Origin of the sequence: Kitasatospora sp. CB01950, from assembly GCF_001905465.1 — a bacterium.
Lineage (GTDB): Bacteria > Actinomycetota > Actinomycetes > Streptomycetales > Streptomycetaceae > Kitasatospora.
Genome location: NZ_LISX01000005.1, coordinates 191,065 through 206,491 on the forward strand (window position 1 = coordinate 191,065; position 15,427 = coordinate 206,491).

Annotated in this window: 13 protein-coding genes; 7 read left to right on the forward strand and 6 right to left on the reverse strand. The window is 73.3% G+C overall.

The window, feature by feature from the left end; translation table 11 throughout:
- Positions 1-215: 215 nt before the first annotated feature.
- Together AMK19_RS15360 and AMK19_RS15365 are read left to right on the forward strand one after the other, a co-directional pair.
- Positions 216-1,961, forward strand: coding sequence for an NAD+ synthase (locus AMK19_RS15360; protein ID WP_073812459.1), 1,746 nt, complete (start codon positions 216-218; stop codon positions 1,959-1,961).
- Positions 1,962-2,136: 175 nt separating this feature from the next.
- Positions 2,137-2,934: a putative protein N(5)-glutamine methyltransferase gene (locus AMK19_RS15365; protein ID WP_241844422.1), complete on the forward strand. Its 798-nt coding sequence runs from the start codon at positions 2,137-2,139 to the stop codon at positions 2,932-2,934.
- Between the two features lie 28 nt (positions 2,935-2,962).
- Here AMK19_RS15365 and AMK19_RS15370 read toward each other — a convergent pair whose 3' ends face one another.
- The 3 genes from AMK19_RS15370 to AMK19_RS15380 all read right to left on the reverse strand — a co-directional run bounded on the left by AMK19_RS15370 (position 2,963) and on the right by AMK19_RS15380 (position 6,397).
- Positions 2,963-3,961, reverse strand: a complete 999-nt coding sequence (locus AMK19_RS15370; RefSeq protein ID WP_083646849.1) for an endonuclease/exonuclease/phosphatase family protein — start codon at positions 3,959-3,961, stop codon at positions 2,963-2,965.
- A 154-nt stretch (positions 3,962-4,115) separates the two neighbouring features.
- Complete coding sequence (locus AMK19_RS15375; RefSeq protein WP_073812011.1) at positions 4,116-4,757, reverse strand: TetR/AcrR family transcriptional regulator; 642 nt, start codon at positions 4,755-4,757, stop codon at positions 4,116-4,118.
- 23 nt (positions 4,758-4,780) lie between these two features.
- Entirely contained in the window at positions 4,781-6,397 is a 1,617-nt protein-coding gene (locus tag AMK19_RS15380; RefSeq protein WP_073812013.1) for an MFS transporter, read from the reverse strand.
- A 195-nt stretch (positions 6,398-6,592) separates the two neighbouring features.
- Between AMK19_RS15380 and panB the strand changes: the two genes are divergently transcribed.
- The 3 genes from panB (at position 6,593) to AMK19_RS15395 (ending at position 9,390) form a co-directional block, all read left to right on the forward strand.
- Positions 6,593-7,465, forward strand: coding sequence for a 3-methyl-2-oxobutanoate hydroxymethyltransferase (panB, locus tag AMK19_RS15385; RefSeq protein ID WP_073812015.1), 873 nt, complete (start codon positions 6,593-6,595; stop codon positions 7,463-7,465).
- A 117-nt stretch (positions 7,466-7,582) separates the two neighbouring features.
- Complete coding sequence (locus tag AMK19_RS15390; RefSeq protein WP_073812016.1) at positions 7,583-8,563, forward strand: ATP-binding cassette domain-containing protein; 981 nt, start codon at positions 7,583-7,585, stop codon at positions 8,561-8,563.
- A complete protein-coding gene (locus tag AMK19_RS15395; RefSeq protein ID WP_073812018.1) occupies positions 8,560-9,390 on the forward strand; it encodes an ABC transporter permease in 831 nt (276 codons plus the stop codon). The genes AMK19_RS15390 and AMK19_RS15395 overlap by 4 nt, the downstream gene beginning before the upstream one ends.
- A gap of 44 nt (positions 9,391-9,434) precedes the next feature.
- On the opposite strand, the gene AMK19_RS15400 is transcribed toward AMK19_RS15395, so the two are convergent.
- The gene (locus AMK19_RS15400) at positions 9,435-12,746 is read right to left on the reverse strand and encodes an ATP-binding protein (RefSeq protein WP_073812019.1); all 3,312 of its coding nucleotides are present in this window, start codon (positions 12,744-12,746) and stop codon (positions 9,435-9,437) included.
- A gap of 155 nt (positions 12,747-12,901) precedes the next feature.
- Between AMK19_RS15400 and AMK19_RS15405 the strand changes: the two genes are divergently transcribed.
- Positions 12,902-13,717: a site-2 protease family protein gene (locus AMK19_RS15405; protein WP_073812021.1), complete on the forward strand. Its 816-nt coding sequence runs from the start codon at positions 12,902-12,904 to the stop codon at positions 13,715-13,717.
- Positions 13,718-13,742: 25 nt separating this feature from the next.
- Here AMK19_RS15405 and AMK19_RS15410 read toward each other — a convergent pair whose 3' ends face one another.
- On the reverse strand, positions 13,743-13,943 hold the full coding sequence (locus AMK19_RS15410) for a hypothetical protein (RefSeq protein ID WP_073812022.1): 201 nt from the start codon (positions 13,941-13,943) through the stop codon (positions 13,743-13,745).
- 119 nt (positions 13,944-14,062) lie between these two features.
- The gene (gene npdG / locus AMK19_RS15415) at positions 14,063-14,764 is read right to left on the reverse strand and encodes an NADPH-dependent F420 reductase (protein ID WP_073812024.1); all 702 of its coding nucleotides are present in this window, start codon (positions 14,762-14,764) and stop codon (positions 14,063-14,065) included.
- A gap of 46 nt (positions 14,765-14,810) precedes the next feature.
- Between npdG and AMK19_RS15420 the strand changes: the two genes are divergently transcribed.
- Entirely contained in the window at positions 14,811-15,389 is a 579-nt protein-coding gene (locus tag AMK19_RS15420; protein WP_073812463.1) for a hypothetical protein, read from the forward strand.
- The last annotated feature ends 38 nt before the right edge of the window (positions 15,390-15,427 follow it).

A 15,427-nucleotide genomic window follows, 5' to 3' on the forward strand; every position in this document is an offset into this window, starting at 1 on the left:
CGCGCCGTGCCGTGTGCGCCGTGGCGTGCGCGCCGTGGCGTGCGCGCCATGCGCCGGTCACGCCGAACACGCCGGCCCCGTGAACGCGCCGGACGCGCCGTCACCCATCATGGCCGATCCCCACGCGCTTGCCGACCGCGAGGACCGCACGGGCCCACCGGGGCCACCGCCACCCCGAGCGACATAACGTCAGTTAGACGATTACACTCGTGGTCATGCCGAATCTGCGTCTCGCCCTGTGCCAGATCGACCCCTGGGTCGGTGACCTCGCCCGCAACAGCGAGGAGGTGCTGCGCTGGTCGAAGCGGGCCGCCGAGTCGGGCGCCGACCTGGCCGCGTTCCCGGAGATGGTGCTCACCGGCTACCCGGTCGAGGACCTCGCGTTCCGCAACTCGTTCGTGGAGGGTTCGCGCGCCGCCCTGGTGGACCTGGCGGCGAAGCTGCAGGCCGAGGGCCTGGGCGAACTCCCCGTGGTGGTCGGCTACCTGGGTCGTGGCGAGCCGGGCAGCACGTACGCCGGGAAGCCGCAGAACTGCGCGGCGGTGCTGCGCGGCGGCGAGGTGGTCACCCGGTTCGCCAAGCACTTCCTGCCGAACTACGGCGTCTTCGACGAGTACCGCTACTTCGTCCCGGGCGACCAGCTGACCGTCCTGCGCCTGCACGGCGTGGACATCGCACTGGCCATCTGCGAGGACATCTGGCAGGAGGGCGGCCGGGTCGCCGCCACCGGCCAGGCCGGCGCGGGCCTGCTGCTGTCGATCAACGGCTCCCCGTACGAGCGCGACAAGGACGACGTCCGGCTGGAGCTGGTCAAGCGCCGCGCCGCCGAGGCCGGCTGCCCGCTGGTGTACCTCAACATGGTCGGCGCGCAGGACGAGCTGGTCTTCGACGGCGAGACCCTGGTGGTCCGCGAGGACGGCGAACTGCTCGCCTGCGGACCGCAGTTCGAGGAGGCGCTGCTGGTCATGGACCTCGACCTGCCGGCCGCGACCGAGCCGGGCCTGCCGGACGGCACCATCCTCGCCGACGGCCTCAAGCTGACCCGGGTCGACCTCGGCGGCGAGCCGAAGCCCGCCCCGGCCGAGCCCCGGCCGCCCCGGGTCGGCGAGCGCCTGGACGACGAGGCCGAGGTGTACGCGGCCCTGGTCGAGGGCACCCGGGCGTACGTCCGCAAGAACGGCATGCGCTCGGTGCTGATCGGCCTGTCCGGCGGCATCGACTCGGCGCTGGTCGCGGCGATCGCGGTGGACGCGATCGGCGCGGAGAACGTGTACGGCGTCTCGATGCCCTCGCGCTACTCCTCGCAGCACTCCCGCGACGACGCCGCCGAGCTGGCCCGCCGCACCGGCCTGCACTTCCGCACCGTCCCGATCGCCCCGATGTTCGACGCCTACCTGGGCGCCACCGAGCTGACCGGCCTGGCGGAGGAGAACCTGCAGTCCCGGCTGCGCGGCACCCTGCTGATGGCGATCTCCAACCAGGAGGGGCAGATCGTCCTCGCGCCGGGCAACAAGAGCGAACTCGCGGTCGGCTACTCCACGCTGTACGGCGACTCGGTGGGCGCGTACGGCCCGATCAAGGACGTCTACAAGTCGCTGATCTTCCGGCTGGCCCGCTGGCGCAACGCGCAGGCCGAGGCGCGCGGCGAGGTGCCGCCGATCCCGGAGAACACCATCAGCAAGCCGCCGTCCGCCGAACTGCGCCCGGACCAGGTGGACACCGACTCGCTGCCGGACTACGACCTGCTGGACGCGGTCCTGGACCGCTACGTCGAGGGCGACCAGGGCCGGGACGCGATCGTCGCCGAGGGCTTCCCGGCCGAGGTGGTGGACCGCGTGGTGCGCCTGGTCGACACCGCCGAGTACAAGCGCCGGCAGTACCCGCCGGGCCCGAAGGTCTCGCCGAAGAACTTCGGCCGCGACCGTCGGCTGCCGATCACCAACCGGTGGCGACAGGGCTGACAAGGCACGCCCGAGGGCATAGGGTGAGCGCCGCGATACGCGCCCGATCATGGACGGCGCACCGGCCGAAGGAGGTGGGAGAGATCACCGTGCAGGTTGTCGAGGTGCTCCCCCGCCGTCGGGCCGCGGTCTGACCGGACGCGGGGAGCCCGCAAGGCTCTTCGAAGAGGTCTCCGTGTCGTTCCCCCTTTCCCCCGCGCTCTCCCCGGCCCACCTGGTCGACCGGCTGCGGGCGGCCGGCTGTGTCTTCGCCGAGGACGAGGCCCGGCTGCTGCTGAGCGCCGCCGACCGTCCCGATCGGCTCGCCGAGATGCTCGAACTGCGGTGCGCCGGGCACCCGTTGGAGCAGGTGGTGGGCTTCGCCGAGTTCGCGGGGCTGCGCATCGCGCTCGCCCCGGGCGTGTTCGTGCCGCGCCGCCGCAGCGAGTTCCTGGTCGAGCGGGCCGCCGCGCTGGGCGCGCCCGGCGCGGTGGTGCTCGACCTGTGCTGCGGTTCCGGCGCGATCGGCGCGGCGCTGGCCGCCCGGCTCGACGGAATCGAACTGCACGCCGCGGACGTGGACCCGGCCGCCGTCGCCTGCGCCCGCCGCAACCTGGCCCCGTACGGCGGCGCGGTGTACCTCGGCGATCTGGACGCCCCGGTGCCGCCGGCCCTGCGCGGCCGGGTCGGCCTGCTGGTCGCCAACGCCCCGTACGTGCCGACCGGCGAGATCCCGCTGCTGCCGCCGGAGGCCCGCGACCACGAGCCGCCGGTGGCCCTGGACGGCGGCGCCGACGGCCTGGCCGTGCAGCGCCGGGTGGCGGCCGTCGCGCCGCGCTGGCTCGCGCCCGGCGGCCACCTGCTGATCGAGACCAGCGACCGGCAGGCCCCGGCGACGGCCGCCCTGATGTCCGCACAGGGCCTGACCGCCCGGGTCGAGCAGGACGAGGAGCGCGACGCCACCGTGGTGATCGGTCGGCAGCGGCGGAGCTGAGCAGCGCCCGCCGCGCGCCGGCCGCAGGTCAGTACCGGTATGCGGCGGCCACCGCGAGGTGGTCGCTGGCGTCGGCCGGCAGGGTGCGGGAGTCGGTGGGGACCAGGCCGCCCTTGCTGAGGATCTGGTCGATCCGGGCCATCGGGAAGGACGCCGGCCAGGAGAAGCCGAAGCCGTCGCCGGCCGCGCCCTGGGCGGAGCGCAGCTGCGAGGTGACCGGGGCCAGGCTGCGGTCGTTCATGGTGCCGTTGAGGTCGCCGAGCAGCAGCACCTTGCCCAGCGGCTCGCGGGCGATGGCGTCGCCGAGGGCCTGCGCGCTGACGTCCCGGCGGCCGGCGGTGAAGCCGCTGTCGAACTTGACCCGCACCGAGGGCAGGTGGGCGACGTACACGGCGAGCGGGCCCTTGGGGGTGGTGACCTCGGCGCGGAAGGCCCGGGTCCAGCCCATCTTGATGTCGACCACGGTGACGCCGTCGATCGGGTAACTGGACCACAGGCCGACGGTGCCCTCGACCGCGTGGTACGGGAACTTCTGCGCGAGCCCGGCGGTGTACACGGGGGCGGCGGAGGCGGAGAGTTCCTGGAGGGCGACGATCTGCGCGCCGGAGCCGGTGAGCATCCGGATGGTGCCCTGCGGGTCGTCGTTGGCGGCGGCCACGTTGTGGGAGAGCACGGTGAAGTCGCCGGGTCCGCTGCTCTTGTCGACCAGCAGCGCGCCGAACAGGTTCAGCCAGACGGCGGCGGGCAGCAGCGCGGCGACCACCGCGACGCCGGACCGCCGCCACAGCGCGAGTGCCAGCAGCACCGGCACGGCCAGCCCCAGCCAGGGGAGGAAGGTCTCCAGCAGGCTGCCCAGGTCGCCGATCGTGTTCGGCACCTGGGCGTGCGCCACCAGTAGCACCGTGACCAGCACGCCGAGCAGGGTGAGCGGCCAGCCGCGCCGCCAGTCGAACCAGCGCCGCAGCCGTTCGCGCCGGGTGGGCGCCTGCTCGTCCGCCGTTGCCGCCGGGCCGTCCGCCCGCACCATGCCCGCTCCTTGCCGCCGTGCTCCGTCGGCTTCCCGCCGACCCGTCCGCCTGCTCCGACCTGCTCCGACCTGCCCGGATCCGGTTCTCGGCTCAGCCTATGACGGGAGGGACGCGAGCAAGTGTGCGAAGAGTTCCACCTCGGACCGGACCGGTCTACCGGGCGGCGAGTCCCTCGAACGCGGCGGCGACCATCCGGCGGGCCAGGTCCGGGTCCTCCAGCGGCGCGTCGTCCCACAGGACGGTGCGCAGCAGGATCGGTCCGATCAGCATCTCGCAGAGCAGTTCGATGTCCAGGTCGGAGCGGAGTTCGCCGGCCTCGACGCCGCGCCGGACGATCTGCCGGATCAGCTCGCGGCGCGGATGGACCACCCGTTCGTGGTACGTCTGCTTGAGCTCGGGCCAGCTGTTCATCTGTCCCAGCGCGGACTTGACGATCCACCGGGAGCGCTTGATCAGGCCGCGCCGGCGCATGTAGTCGACGGCGGCGATCAGGTCGTCCCGGCAGGTCGGGCCGACCAGCGGGGGCATCGGTTCCTCCAGCCGGTCCACCACGTCGACCAGCAGGGCCTCCTTGTTGGACCAGCGCCGGTAGATGGTGGCCTTGCCGACGCCCGCCTCGGCGGCGATCCGCTCGATGGACAGCTCGGCGAGGCCGACGCCGTCCTCCATCAGCTTCTCGACGGCGCCGTAGATCGCCTGCTCGGCGGCCTCGCTGCGCGGACGGCCCCGCCGCGGAGCGTCCTGCTCCGCTGCGGGGCCGTGGCACGACTTGAGCGGAGTGTCGGCGCTTGTCATGGCCCTATTCTCCACCCTGTCGATCAAACCTTGGCGGGACTCGCGTCGGAGTCCGTCCGGCCCTGCGCACCGGTCGTTCCCGCGGGGCCGCCGGGGGCGGCGGCGGACTTGCCGGGCAGCAGCATCAGGGCGAGCACCGCGCCGATCACGGTGACGCCGGCCGAGACGCCGGAGACCACGTGCATGGCGCTGATGAACGCGTCCTTGGCCGGATCGACCAGGGCCTGCAGGTGCAGCTTCTCGGCCGTCCCGAGGGTCGACTCGATCGACTCGCCGGCCCGGCTGCGGAACTGCTCCGGCACCGCGGCGAGGTGGTCCTCCATGCCGTTGCGGTACACGGTGGACAGCAGCGCGCCCAGCACCGCGATGCCCAGCGAGCCGCCGACCTGGCGGAAGGTGTTGTTCAGCGCGGAGCCCGCGCCGGCCTTCTCGCGCGGCAGGGCGCCCATGATGGCGACCGTCACCGGCGGCATCACGTGCGCCATGCCGGTGCCCATCACGAAGCCGATCACGATCAGCAGCCAGATCGGGGTGGTCGCGGTCAGGAAGACGTAGCCGAGGAAGCCGGCGGTGACCAGCAGCATGCCGCCGGCGCAGGTCAGCCGGATGCCGATCCGGTCGACCACCAGCCGGGCCCGCGGCGCGAAGATCAGCTGGGCGACGGCCAGCGGCAGCATCAGCTCACCGGCCTGCAGGGCGCTGTAGCCGCGCACGCTCTGGGTGTAGAAGACGCCGAAGAACGAGACGCCCATCAGCGCGAAGAACACGATGCCGACCACGCCGATCGACGCGGAGAACACCTTGTTGCGGAACCAGGTGACGTCCAGCGCCGGGTGGCTGGTGCGCTTCTCGAACACCACGAAGGCGGCCAGTGCGACCAGGCCGACCAGCGTCGGCGCCCAGGCCTCGGTGGCGGTGAAGTCGGCGAGCTCGCCGCCCTTGATGATGCCGTAGATCAGCGCGACCAGGCCGACGACCGACAGCACCACGCCGACCGGGTCGAGCTTGCCCGGGTTGGGGTCCTTGGAGTTCGGGATCAGCCAGCCCATCAGACCGAGCGCGAGGATCACGATGGGGACGTTCACCAGGAACACCGAGCCCCACCAGAAGTGCTCGATCAGCAGACCGCCGGTGATCGGGCCGATGGCGATCGCCAGGCCCACCGCGCCGGCCCAGATGCCGATCGCCTTGGGCTGCTCGTGCCGCTCGAAGACGTTCATGATGATGGCCAGCGTCGCCGGCATCACGAACGCGCCGCCGAGGCCCATCACCGCGCGGTAGCCGATGAGTTCGCCCGGGCCGGCGGCCAGCGCGGACAGCAGCGAGCCGAAGCCGAAGACCAGCATGCCGGCCAGCAGCGTCCACTTGCGGCCGAACCGGTCGCCCAGCAGGCCCGCGGTGAACAGCAGGCCGGCGAAGACCAGGGTGTAGGAGTTGATCGCCCATTCCAGGTCGCTCTGGCTCGCGCCGAGGCCCACCGGGGCGGGGGTGGCGATGGTCTTCATCGCCACGTTGAGGATCGAGTTGTCGAGAACGACGACGAGCAGGGCGAGCACCAGGGTGCCCAGGATCCACCAGCGTCGGCGGTGTACGGCTTCCGGCACCCGGGATGCCGGGGGCGGCGCGGTCGGCGAGGTCATACGAACACACTAGCCGCCTTTTCGATACGAGACCGTTCCGTATCGTAACGGTCGGGACACCGAACGGCAAAGACCTCCCCAAGAACTCCGCGGGCCCTCCGCCTCTTTGCTGACGGCCCGTGGCGTGCAAGCATGGAGCCAGATCCGGGGACGCCGTACGGCGCCACGAGACGACACACACCAGGAGCCTGTTCGATGAACGCCTCTCCGCTTCAGCCTGCCCAAACGCAGGACGCGCCCGCCAACACCCTCTACGGCGGGGTCGCCAACCGCCGCGTGACCGTCCGGGACCTCGCCAAGGCCAAGCGCAACGGCGAACGCTGGGCGATGCTCACCGCCTACGACGCCCTCACCGCCGGCGTCTTCGACGAAGCCGGCATCCCCGTCCTGCTGGTCGGCGACTCCGCGGGCAACTGCCACCTCGGCTACGAGACCACCGTGCCGGTGACCATGGACCAGATGGTGATGCTCTCCGCCGCCGTCGTCCGAGGCACCCAGCGCTCCCTCGTCGTCGCCGACCTGCCCTTCGGCTCCTACCAGGAGTCCCCGGCCCAGGCCATGCACAACGCGGCCCGCCTGATGAAGGAGGCCGGCGTCCACGCCGTCAAGCTCGAAGGCGGCGAGCGCAGCGCCCGCACCATCGAACTCCTCGTCGAGGCCGGCATCCCGGTCATGGCCCACATCGGCCTCACCCCGCAGTCCGTCCACGCCTTCGGCGGCTACCCCGTCCAGGGCCGCGGCGACGAGGCCGCCCACCAGCTGCTCCGCGACGCGAAGGCCGTCCAGCAGGCCGGCGCGTTCTCCGTCGTCCTCGAAGCCGTCCCCGCCGAACTCGCCGCCGAGGTCACCGCCCACTCCGCCATCCCCACCGTCGGCATCGGCGGCGGCCCCGGCACCGACGCCCAGGTCCTCGTCTGGACCGACTTCGCCGGCATGACGGCCGGCCGCGTCCCCAAGTTCGTCAAGCAGTACGCCAACCTGCGCGCCACGCTGGCCCAGGCCGCGACCGAGTTCGCCTCGGACGTCCGCGAAGGCACCTTCCCGGGCCCGGAGCACAGCTTCCAGTAGGGGCGCGAAAACAGGGAGAGCACCACCAGCACCCCTCGCGCCCCCCACAGCCCGCTGTCATCACCCCTGACAGCGGGCTGACAGCCGCGTGACAGCCGCCCCCGGCACGGTGTTCCCATGACACGAATCGACCGGAACGCCGTGGAGGTCCACGGCATCGTGAAGCACTACGGGGAGACGAAGGCCCTCGACGGGGTCGACCTGGCGGTGCGCGAGGGGACGGTGCTGGGCCTGCTCGGGCCGAACGGCGCCGGGAAGACCACGCTGGTGCGGGTGCTGTCGACGCTGATCAAGCCGGACGCGGGCACGGCGTTCGTCGGCGGGTACGACGTGTTGCGCCAGCCCAAGCAGCTGCGCCGCACGATAGGCCTGACCGGCCAGTACGCGTCGGTGGACGAGGCGCTGTCCGGCTACGAGAACCTCTACCTGATCGGGCGCCTGCTCGACCTCTCCGCCAAGGACGCCAAGGCCCGCGCCTTCGAGCTGCTGGAGCGTTTCTCGCTCACCGACGCGGCCAAGCGCCCCGCCAAGGGCTACTCGGGCGGCATGCGCCGTCGCCTGGACCTCGCGGCGTCGATGATCGGCCGCCCGAAGGTGCTGTACCTGGACGAGCCCACCACCGGCCTGGACCCGCGGACCCGCAACGAGGTGTGGGACGAGGTGCAGCGGATGGTCGGCGAGGGTTCGACGGTGCTGCTGACCACGCAGTACATGGAGGAGGCGGAGCAGCTCGCCGACGAGCTGACCGTGATCGACAAGGGCCGGGTGATCGCCGGCGGCGGCATCCAGGAGCTGAAGACCCAGGTCGGCGGCCAGAGCCTGCAGGTGCGTCCGACGCGCCCGGCGGAGCTGCCGGAGATGGCCCGCAGCCTGCAGGAGGCCGGCATCCCGGCGACGTTCTCCGAGGAGTCCGGCCTGCTCTCGGTGCACCTCACGGACGAGGGCCAACTGACCACGGTGATCGGCGTGTTGGGTACGCGCGGATTCGGCGTCGCGGGCATCGACACCAAGCTGCCCAGCCTGGACGAGGTCTTCCTGACCATCACCGGCAAGTCGTCCGTCCCCGCCCAGGCCCGTGACAAGGAGCCCGTCGCATGAGCACCGCCACTCTGAACCCCGCGCCGGGCGCCGCGCCCGCGCTGCCCGCCGACGACACCCGGATCGGCCTGCGCGCCCACCTGCGCCACCTGGGCGCGCTGACCCGCCGGAACCTGATGCGGATCAAGGCCGACCCGGAGTCCATGCTGGACGCGCTGCTGGTGCCGGTCATCATGATCGTGCTGTTCGTCTACGTGTTCGGCGGCGCGATGGCCGCCGACCAGCACACGTACATGCAGTACATGGTGCCGGGCCTGCTCGGCACCACCGGCCTGAACCTGGCGATGGCGCTGGGCACCGGCCTGAACACCGACTTCCAGACCGGCGTGATGGACCGCTTCCGCACCCTGCCGATCGGGCGTTCGACGGTGCTGCTGTCGAAGATGATCGCGGAGACGCTGCGGGCGGTCGTCGCGTTCGCGGTGCTGATCGGTTTCGCGATGATCCTCGGCATGGACATCGTCGGCGGCCCGCTGAAGCTGCTGGCCGCGGTCGGCCTGTCGCTGGTGTTCGGCGCCTCGCTGATGTGGGTGTCGATGCTGCTGGGCATGTCGCTGCGCAGTGCCCAGGCGGTGCAGGGCATGTCGATGCTGGTGATGATGCCGCTGCAGTTCGGCAGCTCGATCTTCGCCAGGCCCAGCACCATGCCGGGCTGGCTGGAGGCGTTCACCGAGCACAACCCGCTGTCGGCGCTGGCCGACGCCTGCCGCGCCCTGATCAACGACCAGCCGGTGGGCAACTCGGTGCTGACGGTGCTGATCTGGGCGGCGGCGATCACCGTGGTGACGGCGCCGCTGGCGGTGGCCCGCTTCCGCAAGCGCACCTGATCCCCGGGCGGCGGGCGCTCCGGACCTGCCCTCCGGCGGGGCGTTCAGAACTCCCCGGGATCGTTCAGCAGGGCGGACGCCTCGTGCAGGGTGAGGCGTCCGCCCTGCTGCCGCATCGTCAGGAACTCGTCCTCGCCGAGCAGTTCGCGCAGGATGCGCTCGCAGCGGGCGCGTTCGGCGCGCTCCATGAAGGAGCCGGACACGCCGCTGAGGCCGTCGTGCGCGCCGAGCAGTTCCGCGCCGCGCCGGGCGGCGGCCAACTGGCCTTCCTTTTGGGCGAGTTCGGCGAGGACGGCGGCCAGCGGGACCATCAGCATCAGGCCCATGTGCTCGACGAAGACGGTGGCCCGGCCCTCCGCCTCGGCCATCGCACGGCGGCCCTCGCGGGCCAGCGCGAGGCCGGCCCGCGGATCGCCGGCCCGGGCCGTCACCCAGCCGCGGATGGCGGTGACGATGCCGGCGAACACCCAGGGGAGCGGGCCGCGGGACGGCATCTCGGCGGACAGCCGGTCGAGCACAGCGAGCGCCTCGGCGTACTCGCCGCGCTGCACGCACAGGTTGCACAGCACCAGTCGGCCGTACAGCCGCGCACCCTCGGCGTCCCGGCCGTCCTCGGCGGCCTCGGCGACGGCGTCGCGGACCATCCGCTCGCCCTCCTCCGGGTCGTACTCGGCGACCACCTCGCCGAGCCGGGCGCGCAGCACCGGCACCTCCTGGCGGGCGCCGAGCCGGGTGGCCAGGTCGATGGCCTCCCGGAAGGCCCGTTCGGCGAGGGCGCTGTCGCCGGACTTGGTGGCGTTCTCGGCCTTCGCGGCCAGCGCGTCGGAGCTGCCCCACAGGTCGCCCTGCGCGGTGTACAGGGCGAGCGCCTCCTCGCTGTCGGCGATCGCCTGGGCCAGGCCCCCGGCCAGGTCGTTGAGCAGCCGGGCGCGCAGTTGCAGGGCGTAGGCGAGGTCGCCGGGGCCGCCGTGGCGGCGGGCGCCGGCCACCGCGTCGTCCAGCACCTCGCGGGTGCGGTCCATCTCGCCGGTGAGGAAGACCGCGAACACCCGGCTGAGCACCGGCGCCCGGTAGGACTGCGGCAGGTCGGGGGTGTAGACGTCCAGCACCCGGCGGGCGGTGTGCATCGCGGAGGAGTCGTGCAGCATCCCGAAGTCGTCGGAGAACATGCTGATCAGCCGGTGCAGGCCCAGGTGACGGCGGCCCTCCTGGAGCAGCTCGGGCGGCAGCGGCGGCGGCTGGTCGAGCGGGCCGGTGACGAGCGGGACGGGCACCGGGGCGTCGTCGCCGTACGGGTCGGGGGCGAATGCCGAGACCGCCCGGAACCAGCCGCCGGCCTCGATGCGGTAGTCGCGCAGCGCCCAGTAGGGGGCCATCGACAGCGCCAGCACCAGCGCCTCCTGCTCCTGGCCGGCGTCGACGGCGCGGCGCAGCGCGGCCCGGATGTTCTCCTGTTCGCGGTCGAGCCGGGCGAGTTCGTCGAGCTGTCCGGCGCCGCGCAGCCGCAGTCCGGCGGTCCGGGCGACCTCCCGGTAGTGCCGGGTGTGGCGGTGGGCGACCTCGGGTTCGGCGGCCTCGGCGAGCCGTTCGGCCGCGTACTCGTGGATGGTCTCCAGCATCCAGTAGCGGGGCTGGTCGCCGAGCCCGGCCACCAGCAGGGACTTGTCGACCAGCGACAGCAGCAGGTCGGCGACCTCCGCCCGGGGCACCCGCCGGTCCGCGACGACGGCCTCGGCGGACTCCAGGGTGCAGCCGCCGGCGAACACCGACAGCCGCCGCAGCACGGCGTGTTCGCGGGGGCCGAGCAGGTCCCAGGACCAGTCGACGACGGCGCGCAGGGTCTGCTGGCGGGGCAGCAGGGTGCGGGAGCCGGCGGTGAGCAGCGCGAAGCGGGAGTCGAGCCGGTCGGCGAGTTGGCGGGGCGTCAGCCCGCGCAGCCGGGCGGCGGCGAGTTCGATGGCCAGCGGCAGGCCGTCGAGGCGGCGGCAGAGTTCGGCGCAGGCCGCGGGGTCCTCGTCGGTGCGGAAGCCCGGCCGGGCGGCGGCGCCGCGTTCGGCGAGCAGGCGCAGCGCGGACGGGGCGGGCAGCGGTTCGACCGGCAGCACGGTCTCGTCGGGGACGCCGAGCGGTTCGCGGCTGGTGGCGAGGACGGTGACGCCGGGGCAGTCGGCGAGCAGCCGGTCGGCGAGGTCTGCGGCGGCCTGGACGACGTGCTCGCAGTTGTCGAGCAGCAGCAGGAGACGGCGGCGGCCGAGGTGGTCGACCAGCCGGGAGACCGGGTCCTTGCGGCCGCCCTCGATCGCCTCGACGACGGCGCCGCCGGTGTGCAGCACGGTCTCGCGCAGGCCGAGGGCGATGGCGACGGCGTCGGGGACGGCGGCCGGGTCGTCCAGCGGGGCGAGTTCGACCTGCCAGACGCCGCCGGGCCAGCGGGCGGCGTCCTGTTCGCGGCGGCCGGCCTCGACGGAGAGCCGGGTCTTGCCGGAGCCGCCGGGGCCGGTCAGGGTGGTCAGTCGGCCGGCCGCCACCGCGTGGGCCACGGTGGCGAGTTCGCCCTCGCGGCCGACGAAGCTGGTGCGGCCGGGGCGCAGGTTGCCGGCCGTGGGCGGGGCGACCGGTGCGGGTTCGGACTCGGGCTCGGGCCCGGCGGTGAGCAACTCGCGGTGCAGGACGCGCAGTTCGGGCCCGGGGTCGGTGCCGAGCTCCTCCGCGAGGGTGCGGCGGACCTCCTCGTAGCGGGCGAGCGCCTCGGCAGTGCGGCCGGCCGCGCGCAGGGCGCGCAGGCGCAGCGCGTGGAGCTGTTCGTCGAGGGGGTGGTCGCGGCAGAGTTCGGCGAGTTCGGCGGCGACCTCGGCGGCCCGGCCGAGGGCGAGTTGGGCGGTCAGCCGGTGCCGGCGGGCCTCTTCCCGCTGGGCCTCCAGCCGGGCGGCGGGGGCGGTGCGGTCGGGCAGGTCGGCGAGCGCGGGGCCGCGCCACAGCGCGAGGGCGGTGGTGAGCCGGTCGGCGGCGCCGGCCGGGTCGCCGTCGGCGAGGGCGCGGGCGCCGTCCCCGGCGAGGCGCCGGAACTCGGCGACGTCGGTGTGCGGGCCGGTCAGCCAGTAGCCGGCCGGCCCGGAGCCGATCTCGGCCCGGCCGACGGTGCGGCGCAGCCGGCCGACCAGGGTCTGCAGCGCGGCGGCGGCGTCCTGCGGTGGCTCGTCGGCCCACACCTCGTCGGCGAGCAGTTCGGCCGGGACGGGCCGGCCCTGGCGCAGCGCGAGCGCGGCCAGCAGGGCGCGCAGCCGGGCGCCGCCGAGCGCGATCGGGGTGCCGTCGTCATGGTGGGCCGTGGTGGTGCCGAGGATGCCGTAATGCACCCGCCCATTCTGCGCGACGTCCCGGACGCCGGACGCACACTCGTGCGGAACGCCCGGCCGCCGCCGTCCGTTCATCGTGGGCCGCTTGTCCGGTGCGCAGGGCGCCAGGCATGATCGGACGTCCGCCCCACCCCCAGTTCCGGAGCCTTCCCGAGATGACCTACGCCAGTACCGGCCAGCGCAGCGCGGAGAGCCGGGTCAGCCCGATCTTCCTGGCTCTGGTCGCCACCTTCGTCGCCGCCGGCCTCGCGCTGGCCACCGGCTGGGGCAACGACCGACTGGGGATATTCCTCTTCGTGGTGGCGGGCTGGATGGTGTCGCTCTGCCTGCACGAGTACGCGCACGCCCGCACCGCGCTGGCGGGCGGCGACATCACGGTCGGCACCAAGGGCTACCTGACGCTGAACCCGTTGAAGTACGGGCACGTGCTGATGAGCTTCGTGCTGCCGGTGGTGTTCGTGCTGATGGGCGGCATCGGCCTGCCCGGCGGCGCGGTCTACATCGAGCGGGACCGGATCGCCGGCCGGCTCAAGCACAGCCTGATCTCGGCGGCCGGTCCGCTGGTGAACGCGGCGTTCGGCATCCTGCTGCTGGTCGCGGTCGGACAGGGCTGGTTCGACAACCCGGACGTGCCGACCCACTACCAGGACCAGGAACTGCCGGTCTCCCCGCTGCCGTTCGCCCTCGCCTTCCTCGGCTACCTGCAGATCACGGCCGCGATCCTGAACCTGCTGCCGGTACCGGGCCTGGACGGCTACGGCATCATCGAGCCCTGGCTGTCGCTCCGGACCCGGCGCGCGATCGCCCCGTACGCGCCCTACGGCATGCTGGTGCTGTTCGCGCTGGTGTGGCAGAGCCAGGTCGGCCAGTGGCTGTACGACCTGACCATGAGGATCTTCGACGTGTTCGGCGTGGGGTCGTACTACGCGTCGATCGGCCGCATGCTGTTCAGCTTCTGGAAGACCTACTGAGCCGACCGGGCCCGGGCCGGGCCGCCTACTGGGCCTGGGCCTGCGCCTGCTCGGCGACGGCCCGCGCGACGCGCTCCTTGCGCAGGTAGTACCAGGCGATGTTGCTGGCCACGCCGGCCATCAGCACCCACACCACGCCGAGCCAGTTGCCCTGGACGAACGAGACCACCGCGGCGATCACCGCCAGGACCAGGACGATCGTGGCGTACAGGGCGTTGCGGGGCATGACGGGACTCCTCGGGCGGGCGCGGTGTGGCCCCGCCATTCTCGCCGACCGAACACCCCGCACCGGCCGGGGGTGGCCGGAGCGCGCCGCGGCGTGGGTCACACCGCGGCGCGCCGGGCTCACACGTCCGTGATCCGCACGCCGGCGTGCACCTTGTAGCGCCGGTTGACCGAGATCAGGTTGGCGACCAGCGCCTCCACCTGGTGGGCGTTGCGCAGCCGCCCGGCGAAGACGCCGCGCATACCGGGGATCCGGTCGGCCAGCGCCTGCACGGTGTCGGTGGCGGCGCGGTCCTCGCCGAGCACCATCACGTCGATGTCGATCTCGTCCACCGACTCGTCCTGCAGCAGCACCGCCGACAGGTGGTGGAAGGCCGCGGTGACGGTGGAGTCCGGCAGCAGCGCGGCGGCCTGCTGGGCGGCCGAGCCCTCCGGGACCTGCAGCGCGTACGCGCCCTGCTTGTCGAAGCCCAGCGGGTTGACGCAGTCCACCACGATCTTCCCGGCGAGGTCGGCCCGCAGCGAGGTCAGCGTCTCGGCGTGGCCGTCCCACGGCACCGCGACGATCACCACGTCGCTCTCCCGGGCGCACGTCGCATTGTCGGCGCCGCGGACGCCCAGGCCGAGCTGCGTGGCGCAGTCCTCGGCGCGCTCGGCGTTGCGGGAGCCGATCACCACCTGCTGGCCGGCCTTGGCCAGCCGGTAGGCCAGGCCTCGGCCCTGGTCGCCGGTGCCGCCGAGGACTCCCACCACGAGCTCCGAGACGTCCGGCAGCTCTCGGCCCGGTCCGGCCGTCGCGTTCACTGAATCGGGTTGCGTCATGGGGAGATCCTGCCAAACGCCGCGCCCGACCAGCATGCTGTCGCGCATGGACGCGGTGAGAGTTTCCGCACTCCGGCAGTCGCTGGCCGGCACCGGCTGGCCCGAAAGGACGGGCGCCTTCGCCTCCGCACTGCGCGGATCGGTCACCCGGCGCAGCGCCACCGGCCTGCTGCTGGTCGGCACCCCCTGCTACGAGCCCTGGCACCTGGCCGCCCATCTGAGCGACGAGGCCGCGTACAGCGGCGTGCCGGAGCTCGTCCCGACGCTGGTGCGGCACACCGTCCCGGCGGGCGCGCCGGGACACCTGGCCTGCGGCCTGCCCCGGCTGGAGGAGGCGCGGGCCGGCGCGACCGTCCTGCTGGTCGCCCCCGCGCCCGCCGACGCGCCCCTGCTGGAACGGCTGGACGGCGCCCGCCGGGCCGGCGCGGTGCTGCTCACCCTGGACGACGGCGACCCCGAACTGACGGCGCTGGCACACGAGCGGCTGACCGTCCCGGACGTCGATCCGGAGCCGTTCGAGCTGGTGCAGCACCTGGTCGGCTCGGCCACCTCGACGGTGCCGCCGCGCTCCCGGCTGGCCCGGCTCGCGGAGCGGCTGACCGCCTCACCGGTGGTGCGCTGGTGAGACGCTGACGGGCCGCCGAAAATCGCTTGCCCCGTTCC